The sequence below is a fragment of the Micromonospora acroterricola genome (assembly GCF_003172955.1).
Lineage (GTDB): Bacteria > Actinomycetota > Actinomycetes > Mycobacteriales > Micromonosporaceae > Micromonospora > Micromonospora acroterricola.
Window position 1 is genome coordinate 45,144 of the sequence record NZ_QGKR01000352.1, and the last position, 26,324, is coordinate 71,467.

The following is a 26,324-nucleotide window of genomic DNA, read 5'->3' on the forward strand; positions in this document are numbered from 1 at the left end:
GAGTAGAGAGCCATGAGCGACACGATCGCCACGCTGCCCGTGGTCGTCGAATCCGACGGCCGGGCGCTGACCGAACTGATCACCGAGCGCCGCGCCGAGTTGCGGGCAACCCTCGCCGAGCAGGGCGGCCTGCTGTTCCGCGGCTTCGACGTGGGCGGGGTGGACGGCTTCGACCAGGTGGTCCGGGCGCTGTCCGGTGAGCCGCTGACCTACACCGAGCGGTCCTCACCGCGGCACGCCATCAAGGGCCGGGTGTACACCTCGACCGACTACCCGCCGGACGAGGAGATCTTCCTGCACAACGAGAACTCGTACCAGGCGCGCTGGCCGTTGACGCTGTTCTTCTACTGCATCACGGCGCCGTTGACACTGGGTGCCACCCCGCTGGCCGACGTCCGTCAGGTCTACCGGGAGATCGACCCGGCGGTACGCGAGGAGTTCGTCCGCCGCCGCTGGATGCTGATGCGCAACTTCCACGAGGACTTCGGCACCACCTGGCAGCACGTGTTCGGCACCGACGACCGGGCCGAGGTCGAGGCGTACGCGGCGGCGAACCGGATCAGCCTGGAGTGGGTGGGCCGCGACGGGCTGCGTACGCGGGCGGTCCGCGACGCCGTGCACCACCGGCCCGGCTCGGACACGCCCCGCTGGTTCAACCACGCCACGTTCTTCCACGTGAGCAGCCTGGCGAAGGACCTCCAGGAGGGCCTGCTGGCGATGTTCGGGGCTGACGGGCTGCCGTCGAACACCTACTACGGCGACGGCGGCGAGATCCCCGCCGACGTCATGGACCACCTGCGCGCCGCCTACCGGGCCGCCAGCGTCCGCTTCGACTACCAGCGCGACGACGTGCTGGTGGTGGACAACATGACCGCCGCGCACGGCCGTGAGCCGTTCACCGGCCCCCGCAGGATCGCGGTCGCGATGGCCGAACCGCACACCCCCGACACCGATGGAGCACAGTGATGGCCGAACCCCGATTCCTGGTCGTGCGCAACGACGAGGAGCAGTACTCCATCTGGTCGGCCGAGCGGGAGCTCCCGGCGGGGTGGCACGACGCCGGGTTCGCCGGCACCCGCGAGGAGTGCCTGGCGCACGTCGACACCGTCTGGACCGACATGCGTCCCCGTTCGGTCCGCGAGGCGAGCCAGTGAGCGAGCGTAGCGAGCGAACCAGCAGGCACAGCAGCGGGGCGCTTGCGCCGCCGCGAAGCGGTGGCGTGAGCGCGAGGAGTGCGGCGGAGCGGAGCCCCGCGGTCGCGAGCGGAGGGCAGCAACGATGACCAGGGAGTGGACCTTCCCGGCCTCCTTCGCCCAGGAGCGGGTGTGGACGGCCAACCAGTTCGATCCCGGCTCGCCGGTCTTCAACGTCTCCGCGCCGCGGCACGTCCCGGCCGGCGTCACGGCCGCCCAGGTCGCCGAGGTGCTCGGCCAGGTGGTCGCCCGGCACGAGTCGCTCCGCACGCACCTGCGGATGGTCGACGGTGCGCTGGTGCAGGTGGTCCGCGCACCCGAGCCGCTCGAGCTGCCGGAGCTGGACCTGACCGGCCTGCCCGCCGACGAGCAGGAGGCCCGCTACGCCGCGACGCTGGCCGAGCTGGCCCGCACTCCGATCCCGCTGGACGCGCCGCCACCGTGGCGGGCCCGGCTGGCCCGGTTCGGCGACGGCCGGCTGCGGTTGCAGTTCGTGGTGCACCACGCGGTCTTCGACAGCCACTCGGCGGTGCTGTTCGACGCCGAAATGGCCGCGTTCGCCCGGGCCGCGCTGACCGGCGCGCCCGCCGAGGTGCCCGAGCTGCCCATCCAGTACGCGGACTTTGCCGTCTGGCAGCGCGACCAGCTCAGCGGGGCCGAGCTGGACCGGCAGCTCGCCTTCTGGCGTGACCAGCTGGCCGGCGCGCCGGCGGTGACGGGCCTGCCGCTGGACCGGCCGCGCCCCGCCCAGCTCGGCTTCGCCGGCGACGAGGTGCGCTTCGACCTGCCCGACGGGCTGCTGGACCGGGTCGGCGAGCTGGCCGCCGGCGCCTCGGCCACCCCGTACATGGTGCTGCTGGCCGCGTTCGCCGCCCTGCTGTCCCGGGTCTCCGGTGACCCGGAGGTGGTGGTGGGCGTCTCGACCGCCGGCCGGGACACCGCCGAGCTGACGCCGCTGATCGGCATGTTCGTCAACCCGGTCGCGCTGCGCTGCGATCTGAGCGACGATCCGAGCGTCACCGACCTGCTCGGCCGGGTCCGTACCGGCCTGGTGGACGCGATGGAGCACGGGCAGACCCCGTTCCAGCGGATCGTCGAGGCCGTCGCCCCGCACCGTGACCCGTCGGTGCAGCCGGTGTTCCAGACCGCGCTGAACTTCATCCCCGACTCGGGCCTGGACCCGGTGCCGCTGGGCACCACCAAGGACGACCTGGCCTTCGACATCACCGGCGACACCAGCCGGCTGGTCTACCGCACCGACCTGTTCGACCGGGCCACCGCCGAGTCGATCGTCGCCCGCTACCTGCGGCTGCTCACGGCAGCCGTCGCCGAGCCGGGGACGCGGCTGTCCGCCCTGCCCCTGCTCGACGACGCCGAACGCGATCTGCTGCTCACCTGGACCGGCTCGGGCGGCGAGGTGGCCCCGACCACCCTGGTCGCCGAGGTGGAGCGGCAGGCCGCCGCCACCCCGGCCGCGGTCGCGCTGGTCTGCGACGGGGAGGAGCTGAGCTACGCCGAGTTGGCCGCCCGCGCCAACCGGCTGGCCCGGCTGCTGGTCGAGCGCGGCGCCGGCCCGGAGACCCGGGTCGCGCTGCTGCTGCCCCGCTCGGTGGAGCTGGTGGTGGCCGTCCTCGCGGTGCTCAAGGCCGGCGCGGCGTACCTGCCGGTCGACACCGGCTACCCCGCGAACCGGATCGGCTACCTGCTGGCCGACGCGGAGCCGGCGCTGGTGCTGGCCACCCCGCCGACGGCCGCGCTGGCCCCGGCCGACGCGCTGGTGCTCGGCCCGACGACCGCCGCCGACCTGGACGCCGCCGACCTCACCGACGACGACCGGCGGGCGCCGTTGCGCCCGGAGCACCCGGCGTACCTGCTCTACACCTCCGGCTCCACCGGCCGGCCCAAGGGCGTGCTGGTCGAGCACCGCGCGGTCAACGCCTACCTGGCCTGGGCCCGGGACACCTACCCCGGGCTGGCCGGCACCGCGCTGCTGCACTCGCCGGTCTCGTTCGACCTGACGGTGACCGGGCTGCTCGGCCCGCTCACCACGGGTGGCGCGGTGCGGTTGGCCGGCATCGACACGCCGGCCGCGCGCGCCGGCGGGCCGCCGACCTTCCTCAAGGTCACCCCGAGTCACCTGCCGCTGCTCGACGACGCGCTGTCGCCCACCACGGACCTGGTGATCGGCGGCGAGGCGCTGACCGGCGAGCAGCTGGCCGGCTGGCGGGCGGCGCACCCCGAGGTCGCCGTGATCAACGAGTACGGCCCGACCGAGGCGACCGTGGGCTGTGTCGCGGCCCGGATCGCCCCCGGGCAGCCGGTGCCCGCGGGGCCGGTGCCGATCGGCCAGCCCACCTGGACCACCCGGGTCCATCTGCTCGACGCCGCGCTGCACCCGGTGCCGCCGGGCGTGGTCGGCGAGCTGTACGTCGCCGGGTCGCAACTCGCCCGCGGCTACCTGCGCCGGCCGGCGCTCACCGCCGAGCGCTTCCTGCCCTGCCCGTACGGCCCGGCGGGGGAGCGCATGTACCGCACCGGTGACCTGGCCCGCTGGCGGGCCGACGGGACGCTGGAGTACCTGGGCCGCCGGGACAACCAGGTCAAGGTTCGGGGCATGCGGATCGAGCTGGGCGAGATCGAGTCGGTGCTGCGCGCCCGTCCGGACGTGGACGAGGCGGCGGTGGTGGTCCGCGCCGACACCGGCGAGCCGACGCTGGTCGGCTACGTGGTCGGCCCGGCCGACGAGGCGGCGCTCGCCGCCGACCTGGCTCTCGACCTGCCCGCGCACCTGGTGCCGAGCGCGTTCGTCCGGTTGGAGGCGTTGCCGCTGACCCCGAACGGCAAGCTGGACACCGCCGCGCTGCCGGCGCCGGACGCCTCCACCTCCGACGGCTTCGTGGCCCCGCGCACCGACGCCGAGGCCCTGGTCGCCGAGGTGTACGCCGAGATCCTCCAGTTGGAGAAGGTCGGCGCGCTCGACGACTTCTTCGCCCTGGGCGGCAACTCGCTGCGGGGCATGCGGGCGATGGCCCGGATCCGCGCCGAGGTGGACGTGGAGTTGCCGATGCGGGCGCTGTTCAGCAGCCCCGTGGTGGCCGACCTGGCCGCCCAGATCGAACAGCGGATCGCCGCCGAACTCGACGAGCTCTCCGAAACCGAGGTCGCCGCGCTGCTCGCGGCGGAGAAGGACACACCGTCATGACCGACGTGAAGGACCCGGCCCGCGACGCCGCCCGGCAGGCGCTGATCGCCCAACGGCTGCGCCGCCGGTCGAGCGGCACGCCCGCCGCGCGGATCACTCCCCGCCCGCCGGACGCCGAGGTGCCGCTGTCGTACGCCCAGGAGCGGGTCTGGTTCATGGACCAGCTCGCTCCCGGGGAGGCGGCGTACCACATCGCGGTGCCGCTGCGGGTGCGCGGCCCGCTCGATGTCGCGGCGCTGCGCCGCGCGTTGGCCGACCTGACCGGGCGGCACGAGTCGCTGCGCACCCGGTTCCCGGCCGACTCCGACGGTCGGCCCACCGTGGTGCTCGACGACGCGGTCGAGGTGCCGTTGACGGTGGTCGACGCCGCCGACGAGGCCGCCGCGCAGGCGCTGGTCGACGCGGCGGCGGCCGAGCCGTTCGACCTGGCCGACGGGCCGCTGCTGCGCGCCCTGCTGATCCGGCTGGCGCCGACCGAGCACGTGCTCTTCCTCGGCCAGCACCACATCGTCGGCGACGGCTGGTCGGTGGACGTGCTGCTGCGCGACCTGATCACCCGCTACCGCGACGGGGAGCTGCCCGCTCTGCCGGTGCAGTATGGCGACTTCGCGGTCTGGGAGGCGGAGGAGCTGGCCGGGCCGACCGCCCGCCGGCACCTGGACTGGTGGAAGGGGCGGCTGGCCGGGATCACCCCGCTGGAGTTGCCGCTGGACCTGCCGCGGCCGGCCACCCAGACCTACCGTGGGGACTTCGTCGAGTTCACCCTGAACGCGGCAGCCACCGAGGGGCTGGCCGCGCTGACCCGCTCGTACGGCGGCACGCTGTTCATGACGCTGCTCGCCGCGTACCAGGTGTTCCTCGCCCGGCACGCCGGGCAGGTCGACTTCGCGGTCGGCGCGTCGGTGGCCGGCCGGTCCGCTCCGGAGCTGGAGAACGTGGTCGGCATGTTCGTCAACATGCTGCCGCTGCGTGCCGAGCTGGCCGGCGACCCGACCTTCAGCGAGCTGCTGGAGCGGACCAGGCGTGCGGTGCTGGACGGGTTGGAGCACGCCGAGGTGCCGTTCGCCCGGGTGGTGCACGAGCTGGGGCTGCCCCGCGACGTCAGCCGCTCACCGGTGTTCCAGGCGATGTTCGTGTTGCAGAACTACGAGATGGGCCGGTTCGCCGGGGTCGCGGACGAGGCCGGGGTGGGGTTCGAGTGGCATCCGATGGAGCTGCGCGCGACCCGCTTCGACTTCGAGCTGCACGCCGTCGAGACCGGTGACGGGCTCTGGGGAAAGCTGGTCTTCAACACCGACCTGTTCACCCGGGCCACCGTCGAGCGGATGGCGCACCGGCTGACGACCCTGCTGCGCGCCGTGGTCGCCGCGCCGGACCTGCCGGTCTCCGCGCTGGACCTGCTCGCCCCCGCCGAACGGGAGCTGCTGGCCGGGTGGAACGACACCACCGGCGGCTTTCCCCGGCAGCAGACCCTGCACGCCCCGATCGAGGAGCGCGCGGCCCGTACGCCGGACGCGGTGGCCCTTCGGTTCGCCGGCCGCTCGGTGACGTACGCCGAGCTGAACGCGGCGGCGAACCGGGTGGCGCACCGGCTGCGCGGCGCCGGGGTGGGTCCGGAGACCCTGGTCGGTGTCTGCGCGGAACGCTCGGTGGAGCTGGTCGCCGGCCTGCTGGGCGTCCTCAAGGCTGGCGGCGCCTACCTGCCGCTGGACCCGGAGTATCCGGCGGACCGGTTGGCCTTCATGGTCACCGACGCGGCCGCGCCGGTGGTGCTGGTGCAGGAGCACCTGCGCGACGTGCTGCCGGCGACCGACGCGAGCGTGCTCGTCCTGGACGACGAGTCGGTCTGGGCCGACCAGCCGGCGACCGACCCCACGCCGACGGCCGGCCCGGCCAACCTGGCGTACGTCATCTACACCTCCGGCTCCACCGGCCGGCCCAAGGGCGTGCCGAACACCCACCGGGGCATCGTCAACCGCCTCGGCTGGATGCAGCGCACCTACCGACTCGGCGCCGACGACGCGGTGTTGCAGAAGACTCCGGCCAGCTTCGACGTCTCGGTCTGGGAGTTCTTCTGGCCGCTGCGCGAGGGCGCCCGGCTGGTGCTGGCCGAGCCGGGCGGTCACAAGGACGCCGGCTACCTGCGCGACCTGCTGATCGCCGAGCGGGTCACCACCGCCCACTTCGTACCGTCGATGCTCACGGTCTTCCTCGCCGAGGACGGCGTCGGGGCCGCGACCGCGCTGCGCCGCGTGATCTGCTCGGGCGAGGAGCTGCCGGTCGCGGCGGCCCGCGACTTCACCGCCCGGCTGCCCGGCTGCGGGCTGCACAACCTGTACGGCCCGACGGAGGCGGCGATCGACGTCAGCGCCTGGGAGTGTGACCCGGGGCTGCTCGGCGAGCTGACCAGCGTGCCGATCGGCGCGCCGATCAGCAACCTGCGGCTGCACGTGCTGGACGCCCGGGGCAACCCGTGCCCGGTCGGCGTCGCCGGGGAGCTGCACATCGGCGGGGTCGGGTTGGCGCGCGGCTACCACCGCCGGCCGGCGCAGACCGCCGAGCGGTTCGTGCCGGACCCGTTCGCCGCAGAGCCGGGCGCGCGGCTGTACCGCACCGGCGACCTGGCCCGCTGGCGCACGGCGCCCGGTGCGGCAGCCGGTGGGGTGCTGGAGTTCCTCGGCCGGATCGACCACCAGGTCAAGCTGCGCGGACTGCGCATCGAGCTGGGGGAGATCGAGAGCGCGTTGCGCGCCCAGCCAGGCGTGACCGAGGCGGTGGTGCTGGTCCGCGAGGACACCCCCGGCGACAAGCGGCTCACCGGATACCTGGTCGGCGCGGCCGAGCACGACGCGGTCAAGGCGGCGCTGAAGGAGACCCTGCCCGAGTACATGGTGCCGGCCGCGTTCGTCACCCTGGACGCGCTGCCACTGACCCCGAACGGCAAGCTGGACCGCACGGCGCTGCCCGCGCCGGTGGTCACCCGCGCCGCGTCGGTGGCCCTGGTCGAGCCGCGCGACGACACCGAGCGACTGCTCGCCGGCATCTGGTCCGAGGTGCTCGGGGTGGACACCCTCGGCATCGACGACGACTTCTTCGACCTGGGTGGGCACTCGATGCTCGCCACGCAGGTCGTCGCCCGGATCCGCAAGGCCGAGCACGGCGGCCGGGCGGTCGGCGTCATGGACCTGTTCCAGCAGCGGACCATCCGCGACCTGGCCACCTTCATGTCCGGGGGCGGTGAGGGAGACGGGCCGCGCCGGTTGCTCTACGAGCTGACCAGGCCGATCCCGGCGGCGCAGCGGGTCATCACGTACGTCTGCGTGCCGTATGGGGGCGGCAGCGCGATCGTCTATCAGCCCCTCGCGGACGCGCTGCCGGCCGGGCACGCGCTCTGGTCCCTGGCGATCCCCGGGCACGACGTGGGGCTCACCGAGGACGCGCTGCCCTTCGACGAGCTGACCACCCGCGTCGCCGAGGAGATCCTGGAGCGCGTCGAGGGCCCGCTCGCCCTCTACGGGCACTGCGGCGTCGGCAGCGCGATCGTCGCCGAGGTGGCCCGCAAGGTGGAGGCCGCAGGCCGGGAGCTGACCGCGCTCTACATCGGCGCGATGTTCCCCTTCGCCCGCCCGAAGGGGCTCTTCGCGGCGTTGCGTACCCGCCTGGAGAAGCTGCGCAGCAACAGGCACTACGCGAGCTGGCTCAAGTCGATGGGGGTGGACACCGACGAACTGGACCCGGAGCAGGCCGACCGGATCATCAGCAACATGCGGGCCGACTCCCGAGCCTCGGAGGAGTACTTCACCGACCTGCTCGACCGACGCGCGGTCAAGCTGCGCGCCCCGATCATCTCGGTGGTCGGCTCGGAGGACCCGGTCACCGACTACCACACCGAGCGGTACGCCGAGTGGCAGTTCCTCAGCGACCGGCTGGCGCTGGTCGTCCTCGACCAGGCCGGGCACTTCTTCCTCAAGTACCGGGCCGAGGAGCTGGCCGAGATCGTCACCCGGGCGCACCCGGCGCTCCTCGCCGGGGACGTCGGCGCGCTGACCCCGCAGGCACGCGGTGAGGACGCCGGCTGGGCGGTGGCCGACACCAGGGGCGTCGACGCCGTCACCGGCCCGGAGCAGCCGGTCGTCCGGCCGAGCATGGCCCGGTTCGTGGCGGTCACCGCCGGGCAGATGGTCTCCACCACGGGCTCGGCCCTGACCGCGTTCGCGCTGCCGATCTGGCTGTTCACCCGCACCGGCTCGGTGGCCAACCTGGGCCTGCTCTGGGCCCTGGCGCTGGTCTGCGGCGTGCTGATGCTGCCGATCGCGGGCGCGATCACCGACCGGGTCAGCCGCCGCAAGATCATGATGGTCGCCAGTTGCAGCGCCGGCTCGATCCAGCTGATCCTGGCCGCGCTGCTCTGGACGGACAACCTGGTGCTCTGGCACATCTACGCCCTGGTGGCGCTGAGTCAGGTGGCCGGGTCGTTCCAGCGGATCGCGTTCCAGTCGGCCGTGCCGCAACTCGTGCCCAAGCGCTACCTGGGGCACGCGATGGGCATCACGCAGCTCTCCAACGGTTTCGCCATGCTGCTGATGCCGGTCTTCGCCGCCGGCCTGCTGGCCGCCATCGACCTCAAGGGCATCCTGCTGCTCGACGTGGTCAGCTACCTGGTCGCGGTGGTGACCCTGTCTCTGGTCCGCTTCCCCGACCTGCTCGGCTGGCGGCCCAAGGAGCGGCTGCTCGTGGCGATCGCCAACGGCCTGCGCTACTCGTGGCAGCACCGTGGCTTCCGCCTGATGCTGGGCTACTTCGCGCTGGGCAACATCTTCCTGGCCCCCGCGCTGGTGCTCACCACCCCGCTGGTGCTCTCCTTCGGCAACGCCACGCAGGTCGCCCAGGTCGCTCTCGCCGAGGCGGTCGGCGCGGTGGCCGGTGGCGTACTCATGTCGCTCTGGGGCGGGCCCCGGCACCGCCGCATGATCGGCGTGCTGATCGGTAACCTCGGCACGGCGCTCGGCTGCGTCCTGGTCGGTCTGGACGCGTCCGTCGCGATGATCTGCGTTGGGGCCTTCTGGCTGGCCATGTCGATGACCACCGCGCAGTCCATCTACGCCACCATCGTCCAGGTGAAGGTGCCGCAGCGCTTCCACGGCCGGGTGTTCAGCCTCAACCAGACCATCTCCTGGTCGACGCTGCCGATCGGCTTCGCGCTGCTCGCCCCGGCGGCCACCAACCTGTTCGAGCCGCTGCTCGCCCCGGACGGGGCACTCGCCGGGTCGGTGGGCGCGGTGATCGGCACCGGTCCGGGCCGGGGCATCGGCTTCGCGTACGTCTGCTTCGGCGCGGCGCTGACCCTGATCACCCTGGGCGGCTTCGCGATCCGGCTGCTGCGCCGCTTCGACCTGGAGGTGCCGGACTCGCTGCCCGACGACCTGATCGGCGCGCAGGAGCGGGAACGTCGGCTGGCGGCCCGCGCCGCGCAGCGCGAGGAGGAGCGGGTGCCGGTCGGGGTGTGACCCGGGTGGGGCCGCCGTGGTGTCACATCGGCGCCGCGGCGGCCCCGCAGCCGTACGCGTGTGCGGGGTCGTTGTTGCCCCGTCGCCGTGTCCAAGGTCGTGCCGTCGGCAACACCGTCACTACTTCTGCAACATGACCGATGCGACCTCCGCCATGAGGCCGAGCGCCCAATCAAGCTGCGGGCAGTCCTTGCCGCCGTGGCATTCCAGGCATCCGCCAACTCGCCAAGGCTCGTCGAGCGCCCTGGACCAGTGCGCGTCCAGGACCTGCTTCGCTACGAAGAATTCGGTCGCGGTGGACACCGGCTCATCGATCGGCATGGTCGGCACCTTTCACGAGGCCACGAGGAGCCCACCCTGGGGCACAGTCCATGCGTCGTGCCTCCAGCGTGGAAGGACCGGAATGTCGGAGTGCTGAAGTCCAGGAGTCATCCGGTCGCTGTCTCACTGTATCCACTGTCTCACTGTAGTCAAGTTCTCACTGTGACCACTCGACGGTGTTGTCGGCTTGTCCTGATCAGGCCCGGGCTGGAAACATGATCTCCGCTGAAGTCCAGGAGAGCCGATCATGCCGACCAGACCACCGCACTACCGGCGGGTAGCCGACGACATCGAGGCCAAGATCAGATCTGGCGAGTACGCGTCGGGCCAGCAACTGCCCTCGGTCTCCGAGATCGGCGAGCTGTACAACGTGGCTCGATCGACGGCTTATCGCGCTGTCAAGGAGTTGCACGCCCGCAATCTCATCTACGGGCAACAGGGTCAGGGTGTCTTCGTCGCCGAACCTGGTTAGCGTGTCGCTATCCTGAAGCGACGGTGGGAACGCATTCGGGGCGCGCCCCTGTCCCGCGGGCGGTCCCTGGACCTCCTGAAAGAAGCGGCAGCCTCATGGACATGACCGGCGCGCGGTGGCGCAAGAGCACGAAAAGCGGCGGCAACGGCGGCGACTGCGTGGAGGTCGCGGACAATCTTCCCGGCGTCATCCTGATCCGTGACACGAAGAACCGCGACGGTGGCACCCTCGTCTTCGGCCCGACGGCCTGGCGTGCCTTCGTCACCCAGCTCGCCCAGCGGCCGTAACCGCACCGGGCGTACCCGAAGCGCCCCTTCCTCCGGGCAGCACTGAGCCAGTGTTCGGACAGCGGACGTGGTGCGGGCCTGGCACGAAGGGCGTGGTCGGGACGCAAGGTCAGGCGACGGGTGGGGCCACGGCCTGGATGAGGTGCGGGCCCGGTTCGGTGAGCCCGTCGCGCCATGCACACGTCAGCCGGTCTTGCTCACCGGTCGACCGCGTCGGCCTCCGGTAGCTCCTCGGGCTCGGCGACCCAGCCGGAGAAGACCGGAACCCCGTGCCACGGGCCGGTCGCGCCGTCGGCCCGCTTGTCGGTGGTGACCGCGACCACCGCGTACGGGTTGCCGAAGCGCAGCTCGGCGGTGCGGGCCAGGCCCTCCGGCGGCATGCTGGTCAGCTCGAACATGCCGGTCACCGCGGCCGCCTCGAAGCCGTACCGGCCGAACCGGGCCATCGCCGCCTGCCGCGCCTCGAAGTCCTGCACCGGCAGGGCCAGCGCCGTCGCCAGCGTCGCCGACGCCGCCGGGAAGCCCAGAGCGGGGGCGCCCAGGTCGTGCTCGCTGCGGGCCGACCAGCAGGGGAGCAACGCCGTGTGCCGCTCCTCGCGGCCGTCGCGGGCCCGGGTCCGTACCCGTTCCTCCCAAAGCGTCCACAGGGGAGTCTCGCCGAGCGGCAGGTCGAACAGCGAGCGCCGACCGGCCGGCTCCGCGCCGTCGGCCGCGCCGGCGCTGAGCTGGTACGCGGCGGCCAGCACCTCGGCCGGCGGCACGTGCGGCGCGGCGGCCACCGAGAGGACCACCAGCCCCGCGCCGTCGGTCGCCTGGGCGGGCGCGGCGTGCACGATCACGTCACCGGCCCGCTCGGTCCGCACGATGTCGCAGCGGTGGCCCCGGCGTGGGCTGCGCAACACCCGGCGCAGCCGGCCCGCCCAGGCGCTGCCGGCGCCGAGCGCCCCGGCGTCGGCGACCTCGAACGGGTCCGCCCAGGAGATCCGGGTGGCCAGCGCGCTGGCCAGGGCCAGCACCACCTCCGGCCTGACCCGCAGCGGGAACGTCTCGATCAGGCCGAGGGTGTGCTCCCGGGCCCAGGCGTCCAATCCGGCCTGGTCGGGCAGTGGACCGACCTCGGTCGTCGCGGGCAGTGCCCTCCGCCAGCCGGACGGCCCGCCGTCGCCCTGACCCGGCCGGTGCCAGAGCGCGGTGGCGGACGCGACCAGCGGATGCGGGGCGTCCAGCAGCGCGCGGGCGACCTTGACGGCGCTGGACAGGTCGGTGCCGAGAGCCTCCGCAAGCCCCTCGGCTGCCGCGTTGTCCGCACGGTCGGTCGCGGTCGTGGCGCAGAGCGCGAGCAGCAGCCATGCGCCGAGCGGGGAGGCGACGTGGTGCTCGGGGCCGATCCCGGCGTGCAGGCGGTCGGCGTACCGGGACAGCGGGCCGTGCAGGTCGCTCGTCATTCCTCCACTCTGCCCCAACCGCCGCTCCGGGGCATGGGAGCCGAGTCGGCCAACTGCACCTCGGTCACGAGAACAGCTCGAACGGCTCGTCGATCTCCTCGCCGGCCAGGAAGGGCGTGATCAGCCGGGGGAGTCGTCCCGGATAGAAGCGGGCCGAACTGGCCACCACCTCGGGCAGCGGCCACCACCGAAAGCCGAAGTAGTCCTCCCGCTCGTAGTCGAGGCGGTGCGTCTCGTCCACGTCCGGACCGGGGCCGTCCAGCCGTACCGCGACGACCACCTCGTCCTGGACGTGGCGCAACTGCCGGTGCACGAAGCTGGCCCGCCGCCGCCAGGTCGGCGCGCCGACCTGGTCGACGGTGATCACGATGCCGGTCTCCTCGCGCAGCTCGCGCACGGCCGTGTCCCGGTACGTCTCGCCGGCGTCCATTCCACCGCCGGGCAGCTCCCACCAGGTGCCGAGCCGCGGATGGTCGGGGTCCTGTGTGTGGAACAGCAGCACCCGGTCGGTGGCGTCGCGGACCACGATCCGCACCGCACGTCGCTCAAGGATCGGCAGGTCGCGCGGCAGCTCAACCATCGGTTCCCGGCACGCCGGCGCCGAGCCCGCCGCCGGCGTCCGAGACCACCAGGGTGTACGCCCCGGCGGAACCGAGCGCCGTCGCCGTGCCGGGCAACGTGCTGGTACGCACCTCGATGGTCACCGCGAGCACCTCCGCCTCGTACCGATGCCGGGCACCAGTCTGCCCCAGCGCCGCCCGCTCCGGAGACCGGCGCGGGGCCCGGTAGGCTGCCCGCCGTGGCTGGTCTGTTGAGGAACGTGGCGGCGCGCATCTCCCGTGTGGGCGCGGTGATCCCGTCGCCCCGGCGTACCGGGCCGGCCCCGGCGCAGGTGGCCCGCCGTCGCCAGGTGAGCGCGCTGCAGCGGCGCGAGTTGACCTACGCCCCGGAGCGGGACGGCCAGGCCGACCCGGGGGAAATCGTCTGGACCTGGGTGCCGTACGAGGATGACCCCCGGCAGGGCAAGGACCGGCCGGTGCTGGTCATCGGACGGCACAGCCGGACGCTGTTCGGTCTGATGCTGTCCAGCCAGAGCGAGCGGGACGGGCAGCGGCACTGGTTCGCGCTCGGGCCGGGCGACTGGGACCGGGACAACCGGCCGAGCTGGGTCCGTCTGGACCGGGTGCTCACGATGCGCGAGGACAGCATCCGCCGCGAGGGCGCCGTGCTGGACCGGCCCCGGTTCGACCGGGTCGGGCAGGCCCTGCGCGCCGGCTACGGCTGGCGCTGACCGTACCCTCGTCGGAGCCGGTGGCGGGACGGCCCGTCAGGCCGGCTCGCGGCTGGGACCGACAGCGGCGCCCTGCGCGTCCGGCGGCGGGTACGGCCGGTCGGCGAGCAGGCGGGCCAGGTGTGCGCTGTTGAGCGCCAACGCCGTCGTGGTGCGGCCGGTGGTGTCGGTCTTCGGGCCGGCGTCGCGGTAGTCCACCTTGTGCAGTGCCTCGCCGACCCAGTAGGTCGCACCGGCGGCCGGGCAGGTGAACCCGACCTCGTTGAGTGCCTGCTGCACCTGGCCGATGGTGTGGTGGGCGCCGTCCTCGTTGCCGACGACCGCGACACCGGCCACCTTGCCGTAGGTGAGCAGCCGACCCTCGGCGTCGGTCTCGGAGAGTTCGGCGTCGAGGCGCTCGAGGACCATCTTGCAGACGCTCGACGGTTGGCCCAGCCAGATCGGCGTCGCGAGGATGAGGATCTGGGCCGGCAGCAGCTTGGCCCGGATGGCCGGCCAACCGTCCCCGCCGCCCTCGTCGGTCGACACCCCGAACCGCACGTCGTGGTCGACCACCCGGACCAGCTCGCCGTCCACCCCCTGCCTGCCCAGCTCGGCGAGCACCTCCCGCCCGAGCTGGTCGGAGCTGGACGGTGCCGGCGACGGCTTGAGGGTGCAGTTGAGCACCAGGGCGCGGAGCTTCACCACGTCGGTTCCTCTCGGCCGTCGATCGGGATGACCGTCACCCCATACCCCCGGCACCGGGCGCGAACCACGAGACGCGGGAGGGGCGTTGACGTAATAGCCGTGACCTATATATTCAACCGATCGGCTTATAAGCTGGATGGTTGAGAGCGACACATGACAACAGATCCGGTCAGCACCGTGTTCGCCGCTCTGGCCGATCCGACCCGTCGGGCCATCCTGGCCCGGCTGGCGACCGGCGAGGCGACCGTCAACGAGGTGGCGGAGCCGTTCCCGATCAGCGTTCAGGCGATCTCCAAGCACCTCAACGTGCTGGAGCGCGCCGGGCTGATCGTGCGGACCCGCGAGGCCCAGTGGCGGCGCTGCCGGCTCGACCCGGCCCCGCTGCGAACGCTGGCCGAGTGGGTCGAGCAGTACCGCCGGCTCTGGGACGACCGCTACGACACCTCGGACGACCACGTGCGAGACCTGCGCTGACCCGGCCGGCCCGAGCGTCGCGGACGGCGGCGCCCGGGGCCGCGACCGGTTAATCGGGTGGGTCGGGAGGCTCACCCGGTGGCATGGTGTGCGAGTGATCGAGGATGTGTCGCGTCAGGTGGTCGGCCGGGTCCGCGCGGACTTCGGCCTCGACCTGACCAGCATGGACGAGGTGACCCACGGGGCCGACCAGCACGCCCGGTTGTGGCAGGCGAGGACCGCCGACGGCGCCGGGTACGCGGTGAAGCTCAGCGGCGGCGGCACTCCGGCGGGGCTGGTCGTGACGGCGCACCTCGCCGGGCAGGGGGTGCCGGGCGTTCCCGCGCCGCTGCCGACCCGCGACGGGCGGCTGTACGCCGACCACGCCGGCCGTCGCCTCTCGGTGGTGCCGTGGGTCTCCGACCGGCGGGCGCTCGACGGCCCGATGACCGACGCGCACTGGCGCGCGTACGGCGAGGTGCTGGCCGCGGTGCACGCGGTGCCGGTGACCGAGGAGTTGGCGCGGCTGCTGCCGCCCGGCGGCGCGGCGTACCCCCGGATCGTGGCCGCGACCCGCGCGGCAGCCGAGCGGCTGCGCGACCCGGACCCGGCCGACGCCGCCGGTCCGCTGGTCGCCGAGCTGGCGGCCGTCTGGGCCGCGGCGGCCGACCGCGTGTCCACACTGGTGCGCGGGGTCGAGCGTCACGTCGCCGACCGACCCGGCCCGGTGGTGGTGTGCCACGGTGACCCGCACCTCGGCAACGTGCTGCTCGGCACCGACGGGCAGGTCTGGCTTATCGACTGGGACGACGCGGTGCTCGCCCCGCCCGAGTGCGACCTGATGTTCGTCGTCGGTGGGGTGCTCGCCTTCGCGCCGATCACCGCCGAGCAGGAGAAGACGGCCCTCGCCGGCTACGGGCGGGTCGACATCGACCCGGTGCGGCTCGCCTGGTTCCTCGCGGTCCGCGCGCTCGACGATCTGTCCGACTGGACCCGCCAGGCGTTGGATCCCGACGCCAGCGTGGCCGACCGGGCGTTCGCCCTCCGGATCGTCCGGGGACTGGTGTCGCCGGTCGGCCTGGTCACCCTCGCCGACGCGGCGCTGCGCGACCTCGACCCGCCGGGATGAGCGCGGCCGGCACGCGACCGCAGCCGGCTTCGGTCAGCACTCGGCCAGGTGGACGCTGTCGACGAGCTGGCGGGGCGACCGGGCGCCGCCGAGGCTCTTCGCCTGGTACATGGCCGCGTCGGCTCGGCTGAGCGCGTCGGTGAGCTGGGCCGGGCCGGTCACCGGGGCGAGCCCCACGGACGCGGTCACCTGGACGCTGCCCGCAGCCAGCCGGATCGGGGCGGCGACGGTCTCGCTGAGCCGGCGGGTGGCGTGCTCGATCCAGCGGCGGTCGAGGGTCGGGCTGGCGAGCAGCCCGGCGAACTCGTCTCCACCGAGGCGGGCGACGAGGTTGTCCCCGGCGAACCCGGCCAGCCGCTCGGCCACGCTGATCAGCACCTGGTCGCCGGCGGCGTGCCCGTACCGGTCGTTGATCTGCTTGAAGTCGTCCAGGTCGAGCACGACGGCGATCAACGGCTGGCCGGCCGCGTCGGTGAGCAGGGTGGCCGCGAGGCGGTAGAAGGCGCGCCGGTTGGGCAGCCCGGTGAGCGGGTCGTGGCTCGCGGCGTGCCGTTCGGCGGCGAGCTCGGCCTGGAGATGCTCGATCTCGGCCTCGGCGCGCAACGCCCGTCGCCGTAGTTGCCAGGAGGAGAGCAGCGCGCCCGCAGCGCAGATGCCGGAGGCGACAACCATCGGATCCGGCACGAACCCTCCCATCGCCGCGACCGCCTCCAGCCTTCGGCCGACACGGCGCGTTCGCCGCCCGGGCCCCGTTTCCCCTGATCGATGCCCGTGCCAGGGTCACTCAACGTGAACGGATAGGCACCGATCTTGTGCGTTATCATGCTCGCCGTCCGGTGCAGATGCAATAGCAGATGCACGTGCAGCACCGTCCGATGTCGATACCGCACCCCTCGCCGTCACCGCTCCTCCCACGGCCACCGGCGGGCCCGTGAGCAGAAAGACGCCCACATGCAGAAGCCACCGAATGGCGTTCCGATCCACCAGCTACCACCGCTGAGCTGGCAGAAGAGTCGCCGCAGCAACCCCAGCGGCAACTGCGTCGAACTCGCCGAACTGCCCGGTGGAGCCGGCATCGCGGTTCGCAACTCCCGACATCCCGAGGGGCCGGCCCTGATCTACACGGTGGACGAGATCGCCGCCTTCGTCCTCGGCGCGCGCGACGGCGACTTCGACCATCTGATCAACTGAGCGTCCCCCAGGGACGATCCCGCGTACGGGACTGATTCACCGGTCCGGAGGAGTACAGCTCACTGTCGGTCCATGGCATGCTTACACGTCGGCCGGGCCGGGGTGCCCGACCGCGTGGGTCGGTATCCGGAGGTCCGCAGGTGACGATGGTTCCCGCTGAGGGCGGCCCGACATCCGGGCCGACCGTGCTGCGCATCCTGCTCGGTGCCCAACTGCGCCGGTTGCGGGAGTCCAGCGGCGTGACCCGGGAGGGCGCCGGCTGGGAGATCCGGGCGTCCGAGTCCAAGATCAGCCGGATGGAGCTGGGCCGGGTCGGCTTCAAGGAACGCGACGTGGCGGACCTGCTGACCCTCTACGGCGTCACCGACGAGCAGGAGCGCGAGGCGCTGCTCAAACTCGCCCGGGACGCCAACAGCCCCGGCTGGTGGCACCGCTACGGCGACGTCCTGCCCACCTGGTTCCAGTCCTACCTGGGCCTGGAGGCGGCCGCGGCGTTGATCCGCAGCTACGAGGTGCAGTTCGTCCCCGGCCTGTTGCAGACCCGGGAGTACGCCCGAGCGGTCGTGCTGCTCGGGCACGGCGCGGCCGGTCCGCTCGAGATCGACCGGCGGGTGGCCCTGCGGATGCAGCGCCAGCAGTTGCTCCACCGGGAACACCCGCCGCAGCTCTGGGCCGTGGTCGACGAGGCGGCGCTGCGCCGTCCGATCGGTGGCGCCGAGGTGATGCGCGGCCAGCTCACCGCGCTCATCGAGGCGACCAAGTCACCGAACGTCCGGCTCCAGGTCATCCCGTTCGCGGCCGGTGGCCACGCGGCCGCCGGCGGGGCCTTCACCATCCTGCGCTTCGGTGACCAGGAACTGCCCGACATCGTCTACATCGAACAGCTCACCAGCGCCATCTACCTGGACAAGCGCGACGACCTGGACTATTACGCGGTCGCCATGGAACGGCTCTGCGTCGAGGCCGAACCGCCGGAGCGCACCCCGGAGATCCTCAACCAGCTTCTGGACGAGCTCTACCCGGCGTGACCGTCCGCCACTGTGGTGCGTTCCCCCTGGGGCCGCACTAGCCGCTGCGGCGGCTGCTGGGCGCGCTGCCGTCCGGCAGTCACCTGTCGTTCGTCCCGCCACTCGTCGACGTTCCCGAGGGACCGCCCGGTGCACCGTATTGACGGACGCCAACCGGTCCGGCTAATCTCTGTATCGATACAGACTGGATCGATACAGAGAGGTGCCGGTGAAGCCCACACTGCAGGCCGTGGCAGACGCCGTCGGCGTCTCCCGCAGCACCGTGTCCAACGCCTACAGCCGCCCCGACCAGCTCTCCGCCGCGCTGCGCGAGCGGATCCTGGACGCCGCCCGGCAGCTCGGCTACCCCGGCCCCAACCCCACCGCCCGATCCCTGCGCCGCGGCTTCGTCGGCTCGATCGGGGTGCTGTTCACCTCGCAGCTGTCGTACGCCTTCACCGACCCGTTCGCGGTCCGCTTCCTCGCCGGGGTCGGCGCGGCAACCGAGCGGCACGGCACCAGCATGCTGCTGGTGCCGCTGCCGCCGGCCCAGACCGACGCCCGGCGGGCGGTGGAGAACGCCGCGGTCGACGGGTTCTGCGTCTACTGCGTCGCGGACGAGGAGTGGGCGTTGGACGTGATCCGGCAACGCGGGCTGCCGTTCGTCAGCACGGCCCCCCGCGACGACGCCGGCCCCGACGAGCGGTTCGTTGGCATCGACGAGCGGGCCGCGGCGCACAGCGTCGCCGCGCACGTCGCCGGCCTCGGTCACCGCCGGGTGGCCCTGCTCGCCGACTCCGTGCTGCTCGACGCGCCGGCCGGCCCGCTCACCCTGTCCGGGGTCGACCAGGTGCCGCACCCGACCACCCACGGCCGGCTCGCCGGGTTCGCCGACGCGTTCGCCGAGGTCGGCGTCGACTGGGCCGAGCTGACGCTGCTCAACGCCCCGGGCAACAGCCGGCAGGCCGCCGCGGCCGCCGTCGCCGGGCTGTTCGACCGGCCCGCGCCGCCGACCGCCGTGCTGGCCGGCTCCGACGTGCTCGCCCTCGGCGTGCTGGACGCCCTGGCCGAGCGGCCGGCCGGCGACCGCCCCCCGGTCTCGGTGACCGGCTTCGACGACGTTCCCGAGGCCGCCGCCGCCGGCCTCACCACCGTCCGGCAACCGGCCGAGGAGAAGGGCCGGATCGCCGCCGAACTGCTGCTCGACCCACCCGCGGACCCGGCGGCCGGTCACGTGCTGCTGCCCACCGCACTCGTCGTCCGGGCCTCCACCGGACCTGCCCCGAGGAGTTGACCATGGAACACCCGACCGGCTACCTCACCGCCCTCGACGCGATGAACCGACACGTCAACTCGGCCCGACCCAACGCTCCGGTCCAGGTCGAGCGAGTCCGCCCGGCGCTGCTCGCGCCGACCCGGCGGGCCACCGCCAGCGCCCTGCGCCGGCTCGCCGACCGGATCCAGCCGCGACCGCTGCCCACCCAGCCCCGCTGCTCGTAGCCCAGTACCGCGCCGGGCCGGCCGCCGCCGTCCCGGCAGCCGGCCCACACCACCGGCAATTTCGGTACGCCCGGGAGGAAAGGGTCGGGACCGGGCACGCTGGGTGGTCGAGCGCGACGCGGCCAGGCAGACTGGTGAAGCCATGTCGCCGTTCATTCCCACTCTCCGTCTCCACGACCGCTACGTACTGCACGAGCGGATCGGCCTCGGCGGCATGTCCGAGGTGTGGCGGGCCGACGACGAGGTGCTCGGTCGGCCGGTCGCGGTCAAGGTCCTCGCCGGGCAGCTCGCCGCCGACCCGCAGTTGCGCGCCACCATCCAGCGCGAGGCCCGCGCGGCCGCCCGGCTCACCCACCCGCACGTGACCCAGGTGTACGACTACGCCGAGGCGACCCTGCCCGGCGGCGCCGTGGTGCCGTACCTGGTGATGGAGCTGGTCGAGGGGCACAACCTGGCCGACCGGCTGCGTGCCGGGCCGCTGCCGTGGCCGGAGGCGGTACGGGTGGCCGGGCAGATCGCCGCGGCGCTGGCCGCCGCCCACCGGATCGGCGTGATCCACCGCGACGTCAAACCGGGCAACGTCATGCTCACCGACACCGGCGCCAAGGTTCTGGACTTCGGCATCGCCGCGCTCGGCGGCCCACACCACCCGCTCGGTGGTCAGGCCGGTGAGCCGCTGATGGGCACGCCGGCCTACTTCGCCCCGGAACGGCTGGCCGCCGGCCCACCGGACCCGGCCAGCGACGTGTACGCCCTCGGCGCGCTGCTCTACCGCACCCTCACCGGGCAGGCCCCGCTGCCCGTGCAGAGCTGGGAGGACGCGCTGGAGGTGCACCGGCGCGGCACCCCGGTGCCTCCGCTGCGGGTGCCCGGCCTGCCGGCCGACATCGCCGAGCTGACCGTCGCCTGCCTGGCCGCCGACCCGGCCCGCCGGCCGACCGCCGCGCGGCTGGCCACCCGATTCGGTGCCGGCCAGCCCGTCGAGCCGCCCACCGAGATGCTGCGCGTCCCGCCGTCAGCCCTCTCGGCGCACCCGCCCACCCTGATCGACCGCTCGGCGGCCCGCCCCCACGCCGCTCCGGTTGCCGCAGCACCGCGCCGCCGGTCACGACGACCCCTCGCGGTGCTGACCGCGGCCGCCCTCGCCGCGCTGATCGGTGTCGGCGCGCTGCTCTCCCAGAACCTCGACTCGCCCGGCTCGCCACAGGTCGCCGGCCCGCCGGCGACCACCACCGCCCCGGCGCCCTCACCCACCACGCAGTCGCCGAGCCCGGCGGCACCGACCTCCCCTCCGCCGGCCAGCAGCGCCGTGCCGTCGACCGTGGGCCAGCAGATGCCGATCAGCCTGCGAGAGGTCAGCGCCGAGTTCGCGGCGGTGCTCGCCCAGGCGCAGGCCCGTGGCGAGATCGACCGGAAGACCGCCGAGGACCTGCGCGACGACCTGGCCGACCTGAACCGGCGGTCCAAGGACCGCGACAGGCGCATCGCCGACCTGCGGGAACGCATCGGCGAGTTGGTGGACCGGGACCGGCTGCCAGCCCGGACGGGCGCCCAGCTCGACGCCCTCCTCAACCAGGCCAGCGGCTTCTCCACCGGCCGCGACGACGACTGACGTATCCGTCAGCGTCACTGGCATGATGGGCCGATGCGGACACGGCTGGTCTTCGTGCGTCATGGCGAGTCGGTCCACCAGATCACCGGGATCGTGGGCGGCCCGCACGGTTGCCGAGGTCTGACCGAGCTGGGCCGGGATCAGGCACGCCACCTCGCTCGACGGCTCGCCAGCGACTGCGCCGCCGACCCGCCCGTGGCGGTGTACTCGTCGGTGCTGCGCCGGGCCGTCGAGACCGCGCAACCGATCGCCGCGGCGTTCGGCGTCCGCCCCGTGGCCGACTGCGGCCTGTGCACCTGGCACACGCCCCCGTACGCCGACGGGATGCCGACCACCCGCTTCCGGGCCGACCACGCCGCGGAGGGTGGGGGCTTGTTCCGGCCGTTCCAGAACGGCAACGAGAGCTGGGCCGAGCTGGTCGTCCGGGTCAGCCGCGCGATCACGGAGATCGCGCACCGGCACCAGGGCGGCACGGTGATCCTCGTCGGACACACCGAGACGGTCGAGAGCGCATTCCACGCGCTCGCCGCTCAGCCGCTTCATCGGGCGTTCGACCTGGACGTGGCCCCCGCCTCGATCACCGAATGGACCACGGGGGAGGACACGGCCCGCTGGCCGCCGGTCCGCTGGACCCTACGGCGCTTCGGTGACACCGCTCGTTCGTGAAGGGCCGCAGCTCTGCCTGCCGCCGGATCGCTGGCTGCGACCCGCACACACAGCGCACCCCGATCCGTTGCCGGCAACCGTAGTGTCACCGGGATGACGACAACGCAGACGCACACCCTCGCCCTACCCGGCGTCGACCTGGTCTACGACGTCCGCGGCCCGCTGCCCCCGTCCGGCGGGCGCCCCGCGCTGCTCATGATCGGGCAGCCGATGACGGCGGAGGGCTTCGACGCGCTCGCCCCACACTTCGAGGACCGCACGGTCGTCACCTACGACCCGCGCGGCCTGGGCCGCAGCATCCGCAAGGACGGCCGGTCCGACCACACGCCACAGCAGCAGGCGGCCGATCTGCACCTGCTGATCGAGGCGCTGGGCACCGGTCCGGTCGACGTGTTCGGCAGCAGCGGCGGTGCGGTGACCGCACTCGAACTCGTCGCCACCCACCCCGGCGACGTCGGCACGCTGGTGGCGCACGAGCCGCCGATCAACGCGGTGCTCCCCGACGCCACCGCCGCCGAGCGCGCCCGGGCCGGCTTCTCCGACGCGTACCACGCGAAGGGCACGGGCGCGGGCATGGCGGCGTTCATCGCGATGACGTCCTGGCAGGGCGAGTTCACCGATGCCTACTTCGCCCAGCCCGCGCCCGACCCGGCGATGTTCGGCATGTCCACCGAGGACGACGGCACCCGCGACGATCCGCTGCTGTCGAAGAACTCGTGGGCCATCACCGACTACCGACCCGATGCGGACCTGCTCACCGCGGCACCGACGCGGATCGTCGTCGCGGTCGGCGAGGAGTCCGCCGGAACGTACACCGCGCGTACGGCCCTGGGCAGCGCGGCGTTGCTCGGCCAGGAGGCCGTGGTGTTCCCCAGCCACCACGGCGGATTCCTCGGCGGCGAGTCCGGTTACGCGGGCAAGCCCGAGGAGTTCGCGGCCAGACTGCGCGAGGTGCTGGACGCCGGCTGACCGTCGTTGTTCGTCGGGCAGCGGTCAGGTCAGCCCGGCGTCCGGGGCCGGGACGGCCTTCTCCGCGCGACGACTCACCTCTTCCCAGCCGGCCCAGATGTCCATGCGGCGCCGGGAGATGTCGAAGGCGAGGTCGTAGACCATGCTGCCCAGCAGGAGCCGCAGAGGCGGGTCGTCGTTGGCGACCAGCGTCATCAGCGCCTCGGCGGCCAGCCGTGGCTCGCTGTCGATCGACCCGTCCGCCCACTGCTTCTCCAGCTCCCCGCGCAGGGAGTCGTAGGCGGCATCCGGGGTGGTCGCCGTACTGCTGGCGTAGAGGTCCGTCCAGTAGCCACCGGGCTGGACGATGGTGACCTTCACGCCGAACGCGGCGGCCTCTGCGGCCAGCGCCTCGCTCATGCCCTCCAGCGCGAACTTGCTGGCGCTGTAGAGGCCGGTGCTGGGAAAACCGCCCAGCGCGCCGATGCTGGAGACCTGCACGATGTGTCCGCGGCCCTGAGCCCGCATCGTCCGCAGGGCGGCCTGGCTGACCCAGAGCGCGCCGAAGAAGTTGACGTCCAGTTGAGCCCGGGCCTCGGCCTCGGTGAACTCCTCCACCATGCCGGCGGAGAGCGCCCCGGCGTTGTTCACGACGATGTCGAGCCGACCGAAGTGCTCGACGGCTTGACCGACAACCTCGAAGACGGCCGAGCGGTCCGTGACGTCGAGGCGCAGTGCCAGCAGGCGGCCGGGGTGTCGGGCGGCGAGGTCGTCGAGCGGCGAGACATCGCGGGCGGCGCCGACGACCTGGTCACCGGCGGCGAGCGCGGCCTCGGTGAAGGCGCGACCCAGGCCGCGGCTGGCGCCGGTGATGAACCAGACCCGGGATGGGGCAGTGCCGGTGGTTTCCATGACGTTCCTTCCGTCGTACGAGACGAACCGTGCCGTCTCGTTGCTGCATGACCCTACTCGCACCGAGGCGCCTGTCAAGACGGACCGTCTCGTCTCTTCTCTGCTAGGTTGGTGACGTGCCCAAGGTCGCCCCGGACTCCAGCCGCCGCAGCCAGGCGGCTCGGCGAGCCATCCTCGCCGCCGCCTTCGACCTCGTGGGCGAGGTGGGCTACGCGAAACTCAGCATCGAGGGCATCGCCGCCGCGGCTGGCGTCGGAAAACAGACGATCTACCGCTGGTGGCCGTCGAAGGGCGCGCTGCTGTTCGACGCCTTCCTCGCCCTCACCACCGAGGGGGAGGACGGGCAGAGCGGTGCCCTGCCCGACACCGGCGACCTGGCCGCCGACCTGAAGGTGGTCCTGCGGGCCACCGTCGCCGAACTGGACGATCCGCGTTACGACCAGCCCATGCGCGCCCTGCACACCGAGATCGTCCACGATCCCGTCCTGGCCGCCGACTACGCGAAGCGGTTGGACGAGCCGATGCGGGAGCTGAAGAAGGACCGGCTGCGCGCCGCCCAACGCGCGGGGCAGTTGGCCGAGGACATCGACCTCGACGTGGCCGTCGACATGCTGTTCGGGCCGATCCTCAACCGGTGGCTTCAGCGCACCGGCCCGCTGAACTCCGCGTACGCCGACCAGGTGGTCGACACGGCACTGCGCGGCCTGCGACCGCGCGAGCCGTAGGCCAGCCGGGAGTCGAGCCGCCCCAGCGCCGTCCGTGCATCAGCCGACCCTGACGACATCGCCCTCCGCCGCCCGGCCGGCACGGACCACCCGGGCGTACGCGCCGACGCACGGCTGCGCACCCAGGCCCGGCAGCGGCTCGACCCGGTTCAGCCGGGCAGGCACCCGCAGCGCCCCGGTCTCCTGGGGTAGCGGACCGTGCGCCAGCGTCGGCACCGCGCAGCGCGGCGTCGGGGCGAGGACGGAGAGCACCAGGTCCGAGCCGATGCGCAGCTCCCGGCCCACCCAGTCGTTCTCGGCGAAGGCATCCCCGGACGTGTCGAGCACGAGGTTGGGACGGTAACGCTCCGCCGTCCCGACGCCGGGCGGCAGGTCCGCGGCGATCCGGTCCAGGGTCCCGGTGGTGACGAGGTGGATCGGGGCGAAGTCGAAGAAGGTGCCGGGCACGACCGCCCCGAGCCGACTCTCATCCGCCGGAACCTCGTCGGCCAACCCGGCCGCGAGCACCGCGTCCGGGTGGGACCGCAGCAGCGCGGCGTCGGGCGGTACGGCGTCGACCAGCGTCACCGGGCGGCCCACCGCCGCGGAGAGCGCCGCGTCGACGTCGGGATCCGCGGTCGACAGGTGCCGGCCGTCGGGAAGGGTGACCCGCACGCCGGGCGTCGCGCCGGCCGCCCGCAGGGTGAGCAGCACGCGCCACCGGTGGGGTTGCTTGGCACTGGCCACCAGCCCGGTGGCCTGATCCAGCAGGGCCAGCGAGCGGTCACCCGCCACGCCCGTCTCGCCCACCTCGGCGGCCCGCAGCCGTTCTCCCAGCAGCGACTTCACCGGATAGCGCCGCAGCCGCACCAACCGTCCGGAGATCACCCCGCCACCCTAACCGCGCCGATCGCGGGGTGCGGTCCTCCGCACCCCCGCCGGTGCGGTCGACCCGCCCGGTCGGATGGTCGACTCTCAGGATCACTTCGTAGCGTGGGGGCATGATTCGAACGTCCCACGCGGTGCTCGCCACCGGAACGCCCACCGCTGCCGCCGAACCACCCCAGGATGGAATGGTCGGCTACGTCAGCGACCTGGTGGAACGGCTCGGCGGGCCGGGGGCCGGCCTGGCGGTGGCGCTGGAGAACCTGTTCCCGCCCATCCCCAGCGAGGTGATCCTGCCGCTGGCCGGGTTCGTCGCCGCGCAGGGCCGGATCAGCCTGATCGGTGCGATCTTCTGGACGACGCTGGGCTCGGTGCTGGGCGCGCTGGCGCTCTATCTGATCGGCGCGTCGCTGGGCCGGGACCGGATGCGCGCCATCGTGGCCCGGTTGCCACTGGTGAAGCTCACCGACGTGGACCGGACCGAGGCGTGGTTCCTCCGGCACGGCGTGAAGGCGGTCTTCTTCGGCCGGATGATCCCCATCTTCCGGAGCCTGATCTCCATCCCGGCCGGGGTGGAACGGATGCCGGTGAGCACGTTCCTGCTGTACACGACGCTGGGCAGCCTGATCTGGAACACCACCTTCGTGCTCGCCGGCTACCTGCTCGGCGACAACTGGCACCTCGTCGAGGGTTACGTCGGCGTACTCCAAAACGTCGTGATCGTGGCCTGCGTGGCAGCCGTCGCCTGGTTCGTCGGGTCCCGCGTGCTGCGGGCCCGCCGCGCCGCGCAGACCCCCGAACCGACCGACCCCGCCGGCCTCGAACAGCGCGGAATGCCCGACCCGGGCGGTCGCGGCACCCTGTACCGGGGCGGCGCGTGGGCCCCGGACGAACGCTGACCCGGCACCCGGG

Annotated in this window: 26 protein-coding genes and 1 pseudogene; 19 read left to right on the top strand and 8 right to left on the bottom strand. The window is 73.2% G+C overall.

Going from position 1 to position 26,324, the window contains the following annotated elements; all coding sequences use genetic code 11:
• Window positions 1-12 precede the first annotated feature (12 nt).
• The 4 genes from DKT68_RS29695 to DKT68_RS29710 all read left to right on the top strand — a co-directional run bounded on the left by DKT68_RS29695 (window position 13) and on the right by DKT68_RS29710 (window position 9,902).
• Window positions 13-966, top strand: a complete 954-nt coding sequence (locus tag DKT68_RS29695) for a TauD/TfdA family dioxygenase (RefSeq protein WP_109820685.1) — start codon at window positions 13-15, stop codon at window positions 964-966.
• Window positions 966-1,154: an MbtH family protein gene (locus tag DKT68_RS29700; protein WP_109820686.1), complete on the top strand. Its 189-nt coding sequence runs from the start codon at window positions 966-968 to the stop codon at window positions 1,152-1,154. Before DKT68_RS29695 ends, DKT68_RS29700 begins: the two co-directional genes overlap by 1 nt.
• A 124-nt stretch (window positions 1,155-1,278) precedes the next feature.
• Window positions 1,279-4,395, top strand: coding sequence for a non-ribosomal peptide synthetase (locus tag DKT68_RS29705; RefSeq protein ID WP_109820687.1), 3,117 nt, complete (start codon window positions 1,279-1,281; stop codon window positions 4,393-4,395).
• Window positions 4,392-9,902, top strand: coding sequence for a non-ribosomal peptide synthetase/MFS transporter (locus DKT68_RS29710; protein WP_109820688.1), 5,511 nt, complete (start codon window positions 4,392-4,394; stop codon window positions 9,900-9,902). Before DKT68_RS29705 ends, DKT68_RS29710 begins: the two co-directional genes overlap by 4 nt.
• Window positions 9,903-10,022: 120 nt before the next feature.
• Here DKT68_RS29710 and DKT68_RS29715 read toward each other — a convergent pair whose 3' ends face one another.
• On the bottom strand, window positions 10,023-10,223 hold the full coding sequence (locus DKT68_RS29715; RefSeq protein ID WP_109820689.1) for a hypothetical protein: 201 nt from the start codon (window positions 10,221-10,223) through the stop codon (window positions 10,023-10,025).
• 247 nt (window positions 10,224-10,470) lie between these two features.
• Here DKT68_RS29715 and DKT68_RS29720 point away from each other — a divergent pair, with 247 nt between their 5' ends.
• The 3 genes and pseudogenes from DKT68_RS29720 (at window position 10,471) to DKT68_RS29725 (ending at window position 10,982) form a co-directional block, all read left to right on the top strand.
• On the top strand, window positions 10,471-10,695 hold the full coding sequence (locus DKT68_RS29720; protein ID WP_109820690.1) for a GntR family transcriptional regulator: 225 nt from the start codon (window positions 10,471-10,473) through the stop codon (window positions 10,693-10,695).
• 3 nt (window positions 10,696-10,698) lie between these two features.
• A pseudogene (locus DKT68_RS30980) lies at window positions 10,699-10,800 on the top strand (XRE family transcriptional regulator); the annotation flags it as partial.
• Complete coding sequence (locus DKT68_RS29725) at window positions 10,791-10,982, top strand: DUF397 domain-containing protein (RefSeq protein WP_109820691.1); 192 nt, start codon at window positions 10,791-10,793, stop codon at window positions 10,980-10,982. The pseudogene DKT68_RS30980 and the gene DKT68_RS29725, both read left to right, overlap by 10 nt.
• 197 nt (window positions 10,983-11,179) lie before the next feature.
• On the opposite strand, the gene DKT68_RS29730 is transcribed toward DKT68_RS29725, so the two are convergent.
• The 3 genes from DKT68_RS29730 to DKT68_RS32485 form a co-directional block, all read right to left on the bottom strand.
• Window positions 11,180-12,427 (bottom strand): hypothetical protein, encoded by a 1,248-nt coding sequence (locus tag DKT68_RS29730; RefSeq protein ID WP_109820692.1) that lies wholly within the window; start codon window positions 12,425-12,427, stop codon window positions 11,180-11,182.
• Window positions 12,428-12,491: 64 nt separating this feature from the next.
• Window positions 12,492-13,007, bottom strand: coding sequence for an NUDIX hydrolase (locus tag DKT68_RS29735; protein WP_109820693.1), 516 nt, complete (start codon window positions 13,005-13,007; stop codon window positions 12,492-12,494).
• The gene (locus tag DKT68_RS32485) at window positions 13,000-13,131 is read right to left on the bottom strand and encodes a hypothetical protein (RefSeq protein WP_269089880.1); all 132 of its coding nucleotides are present in this window, start codon (window positions 13,129-13,131) and stop codon (window positions 13,000-13,002) included. Before DKT68_RS32485 ends, DKT68_RS29735 begins: the two co-directional genes overlap by 8 nt.
• Window positions 13,132-13,226: 95 nt before the next feature.
• Between DKT68_RS32485 and DKT68_RS29740 the strand changes: the two genes are divergently transcribed.
• Entirely contained in the window at window positions 13,227-13,718 is a 492-nt protein-coding gene (locus DKT68_RS29740; protein ID WP_109820694.1) for a type II toxin-antitoxin system PemK/MazF family toxin, read from the top strand.
• 36 nt (window positions 13,719-13,754) lie between these two features.
• On the opposite strand, the gene DKT68_RS29745 is transcribed toward DKT68_RS29740, so the two are convergent.
• Entirely contained in the window at window positions 13,755-14,405 is a 651-nt protein-coding gene (locus DKT68_RS29745) for a flavodoxin family protein (protein WP_109820695.1), read from the bottom strand.
• 153 nt (window positions 14,406-14,558) lie between these two features.
• Here DKT68_RS29745 and DKT68_RS29750 point away from each other — a divergent pair, with 153 nt between their 5' ends.
• The gene (locus tag DKT68_RS29750; RefSeq protein ID WP_109820696.1) at window positions 14,559-14,879 is read left to right on the top strand and encodes an ArsR/SmtB family transcription factor; all 321 of its coding nucleotides are present in this window, start codon (window positions 14,559-14,561) and stop codon (window positions 14,877-14,879) included.
• A gap of 94 nt (window positions 14,880-14,973) precedes the next feature.
• Entirely contained in the window at window positions 14,974-15,987 is a 1,014-nt protein-coding gene (locus tag DKT68_RS29755; RefSeq protein ID WP_201749242.1) for a phosphotransferase enzyme family protein, read from the top strand.
• Window positions 15,988-16,020: 33 nt separating this feature from the next.
• Here the strand turns inward: DKT68_RS29755 and DKT68_RS29760 are convergent, their stop codons facing one another.
• On the bottom strand, window positions 16,021-16,671 hold the full coding sequence (locus DKT68_RS29760) for a GGDEF domain-containing protein (RefSeq protein WP_109820708.1): 651 nt from the start codon (window positions 16,669-16,671) through the stop codon (window positions 16,021-16,023).
• 267 nt (window positions 16,672-16,938) lie between these two features.
• On the opposite strand from DKT68_RS29760, the gene DKT68_RS29765 reads away from it, so the two are divergent.
• The 7 genes from DKT68_RS29765 to DKT68_RS29795 all read left to right on the top strand — a co-directional run bounded on the left by DKT68_RS29765 (window position 16,939) and on the right by DKT68_RS29795 (window position 22,932).
• Complete coding sequence (locus DKT68_RS29765; RefSeq protein ID WP_109820697.1) at window positions 16,939-17,178, top strand: DUF397 domain-containing protein; 240 nt, start codon at window positions 16,939-16,941, stop codon at window positions 17,176-17,178.
• Window positions 17,179-17,324: 146 nt separating this feature from the next.
• Entirely contained in the window at window positions 17,325-18,206 is an 882-nt protein-coding gene (locus DKT68_RS29770; protein ID WP_407940808.1) for a helix-turn-helix domain-containing protein, read from the top strand.
• Between the two features lie 229 nt (window positions 18,207-18,435).
• Entirely contained in the window at window positions 18,436-19,479 is a 1,044-nt protein-coding gene (locus tag DKT68_RS29775; RefSeq protein ID WP_236647135.1) for a LacI family DNA-binding transcriptional regulator, read from the top strand.
• Between the two features lie 2 nt (window positions 19,480-19,481).
• Window positions 19,482-19,685 (top strand): hypothetical protein, encoded by a 204-nt coding sequence (locus DKT68_RS29780; protein ID WP_236647136.1) that lies wholly within the window; start codon window positions 19,482-19,484, stop codon window positions 19,683-19,685.
• A gap of 142 nt (window positions 19,686-19,827) precedes the next feature.
• On the top strand, window positions 19,828-21,297 hold the full coding sequence (locus tag DKT68_RS29785) for a serine/threonine-protein kinase (RefSeq protein WP_109820700.1): 1,470 nt from the start codon (window positions 19,828-19,830) through the stop codon (window positions 21,295-21,297).
• 33 nt (window positions 21,298-21,330) lie between these two features.
• Window positions 21,331-21,963 (top strand): histidine phosphatase family protein, encoded by a 633-nt coding sequence (locus DKT68_RS29790; RefSeq protein WP_109820701.1) that lies wholly within the window; start codon window positions 21,331-21,333, stop codon window positions 21,961-21,963.
• 93 nt (window positions 21,964-22,056) lie between these two features.
• Complete coding sequence (locus DKT68_RS29795) at window positions 22,057-22,932, top strand: alpha/beta fold hydrolase (RefSeq protein ID WP_109820702.1); 876 nt, start codon at window positions 22,057-22,059, stop codon at window positions 22,930-22,932.
• A 24-nt stretch (window positions 22,933-22,956) separates the two neighbouring features.
• On the opposite strand, the gene DKT68_RS29800 is transcribed toward DKT68_RS29795, so the two are convergent.
• Complete coding sequence (locus DKT68_RS29800; protein ID WP_109820703.1) at window positions 22,957-23,823, bottom strand: SDR family oxidoreductase; 867 nt, start codon at window positions 23,821-23,823, stop codon at window positions 22,957-22,959.
• A 116-nt stretch (window positions 23,824-23,939) separates the two neighbouring features.
• Here DKT68_RS29800 and DKT68_RS29805 point away from each other — a divergent pair, with 116 nt between their 5' ends.
• On the top strand, window positions 23,940-24,548 hold the full coding sequence (locus DKT68_RS29805; protein ID WP_109820704.1) for a TetR/AcrR family transcriptional regulator: 609 nt from the start codon (window positions 23,940-23,942) through the stop codon (window positions 24,546-24,548).
• A gap of 39 nt (window positions 24,549-24,587) precedes the next feature.
• Here DKT68_RS29805 and DKT68_RS29810 read toward each other — a convergent pair whose 3' ends face one another.
• Complete coding sequence (locus tag DKT68_RS29810) at window positions 24,588-25,415, bottom strand: MOSC domain-containing protein (RefSeq protein WP_236647137.1); 828 nt, start codon at window positions 25,413-25,415, stop codon at window positions 24,588-24,590.
• Window positions 25,416-25,528: 113 nt separating this feature from the next.
• On the opposite strand from DKT68_RS29810, the gene DKT68_RS29815 reads away from it, so the two are divergent.
• Complete coding sequence (locus DKT68_RS29815) at window positions 25,529-26,311, top strand: DedA family protein (RefSeq protein WP_109820705.1); 783 nt, start codon at window positions 25,529-25,531, stop codon at window positions 26,309-26,311.
• Window positions 26,312-26,324 lie beyond the last annotated feature (13 nt).

Bases quoted from the DNA above. Each gene is read 5' to 3' on its own strand.
- DKT68_RS29695 (WP_109820685.1), top strand. From the start codon at position 13: ATGAGCGACACGATCGCCACGCTGCCCGTGGTCGTCGAATCCGACGGC.
- DKT68_RS29700 (WP_109820686.1), top strand. From the start codon at position 966: ATGGCCGAACCCCGATTCCTGGTCGTGCGCAACGACGAGGAGCAGTAC.
- DKT68_RS29705 (WP_109820687.1), top strand. From the start codon at position 1,279: ATGACCAGGGAGTGGACCTTCCCGGCCTCCTTCGCCCAGGAGCGGGTG.
- DKT68_RS29710 (WP_109820688.1), top strand. From the start codon at position 4,392: ATGACCGACGTGAAGGACCCGGCCCGCGACGCCGCCCGGCAGGCGCTG.
- DKT68_RS29715 (WP_109820689.1), bottom strand. From the start codon at position 10,223: ATGCCGATCGATGAGCCGGTGTCCACCGCGACCGAATTCTTCGTAGCG.
- DKT68_RS29720 (WP_109820690.1), top strand. From the start codon at position 10,471: ATGCCGACCAGACCACCGCACTACCGGCGGGTAGCCGACGACATCGAG.
- DKT68_RS29725 (WP_109820691.1), top strand. From the start codon at position 10,791: ATGGACATGACCGGCGCGCGGTGGCGCAAGAGCACGAAAAGCGGCGGC.
- DKT68_RS29730 (WP_109820692.1), bottom strand. From the start codon at position 12,427: ATGACGAGCGACCTGCACGGCCCGCTGTCCCGGTACGCCGACCGCCTG.
- DKT68_RS29735 (WP_109820693.1), bottom strand. From the start codon at position 13,007: ATGGTTGAGCTGCCGCGCGACCTGCCGATCCTTGAGCGACGTGCGGTG.
- DKT68_RS29750 (WP_109820696.1), top strand. From the start codon at position 14,559: ATGACAACAGATCCGGTCAGCACCGTGTTCGCCGCTCTGGCCGATCCG.
- DKT68_RS29765 (WP_109820697.1), top strand. From the start codon at position 16,939: ATGCAGAAGCCACCGAATGGCGTTCCGATCCACCAGCTACCACCGCTG.
- DKT68_RS29770 (WP_407940808.1), top strand. From the start codon at position 17,325: ATGGTTCCCGCTGAGGGCGGCCCGACATCCGGGCCGACCGTGCTGCGC.
- DKT68_RS29780 (WP_236647136.1), top strand. From the start codon at position 19,482: ATGGAACACCCGACCGGCTACCTCACCGCCCTCGACGCGATGAACCGA.
- DKT68_RS29785 (WP_109820700.1), top strand. From the start codon at position 19,828: ATGTCGCCGTTCATTCCCACTCTCCGTCTCCACGACCGCTACGTACTG.
- DKT68_RS29790 (WP_109820701.1), top strand. From the start codon at position 21,331: ATGCGGACACGGCTGGTCTTCGTGCGTCATGGCGAGTCGGTCCACCAG.
- DKT68_RS29795 (WP_109820702.1), top strand. From the start codon at position 22,057: ATGACGACAACGCAGACGCACACCCTCGCCCTACCCGGCGTCGACCTG.
- DKT68_RS29800 (WP_109820703.1), bottom strand. From the start codon at position 23,823: ATGGAAACCACCGGCACTGCCCCATCCCGGGTCTGGTTCATCACCGGC.
- DKT68_RS29815 (WP_109820705.1), top strand. From the start codon at position 25,529: ATGATTCGAACGTCCCACGCGGTGCTCGCCACCGGAACGCCCACCGCT.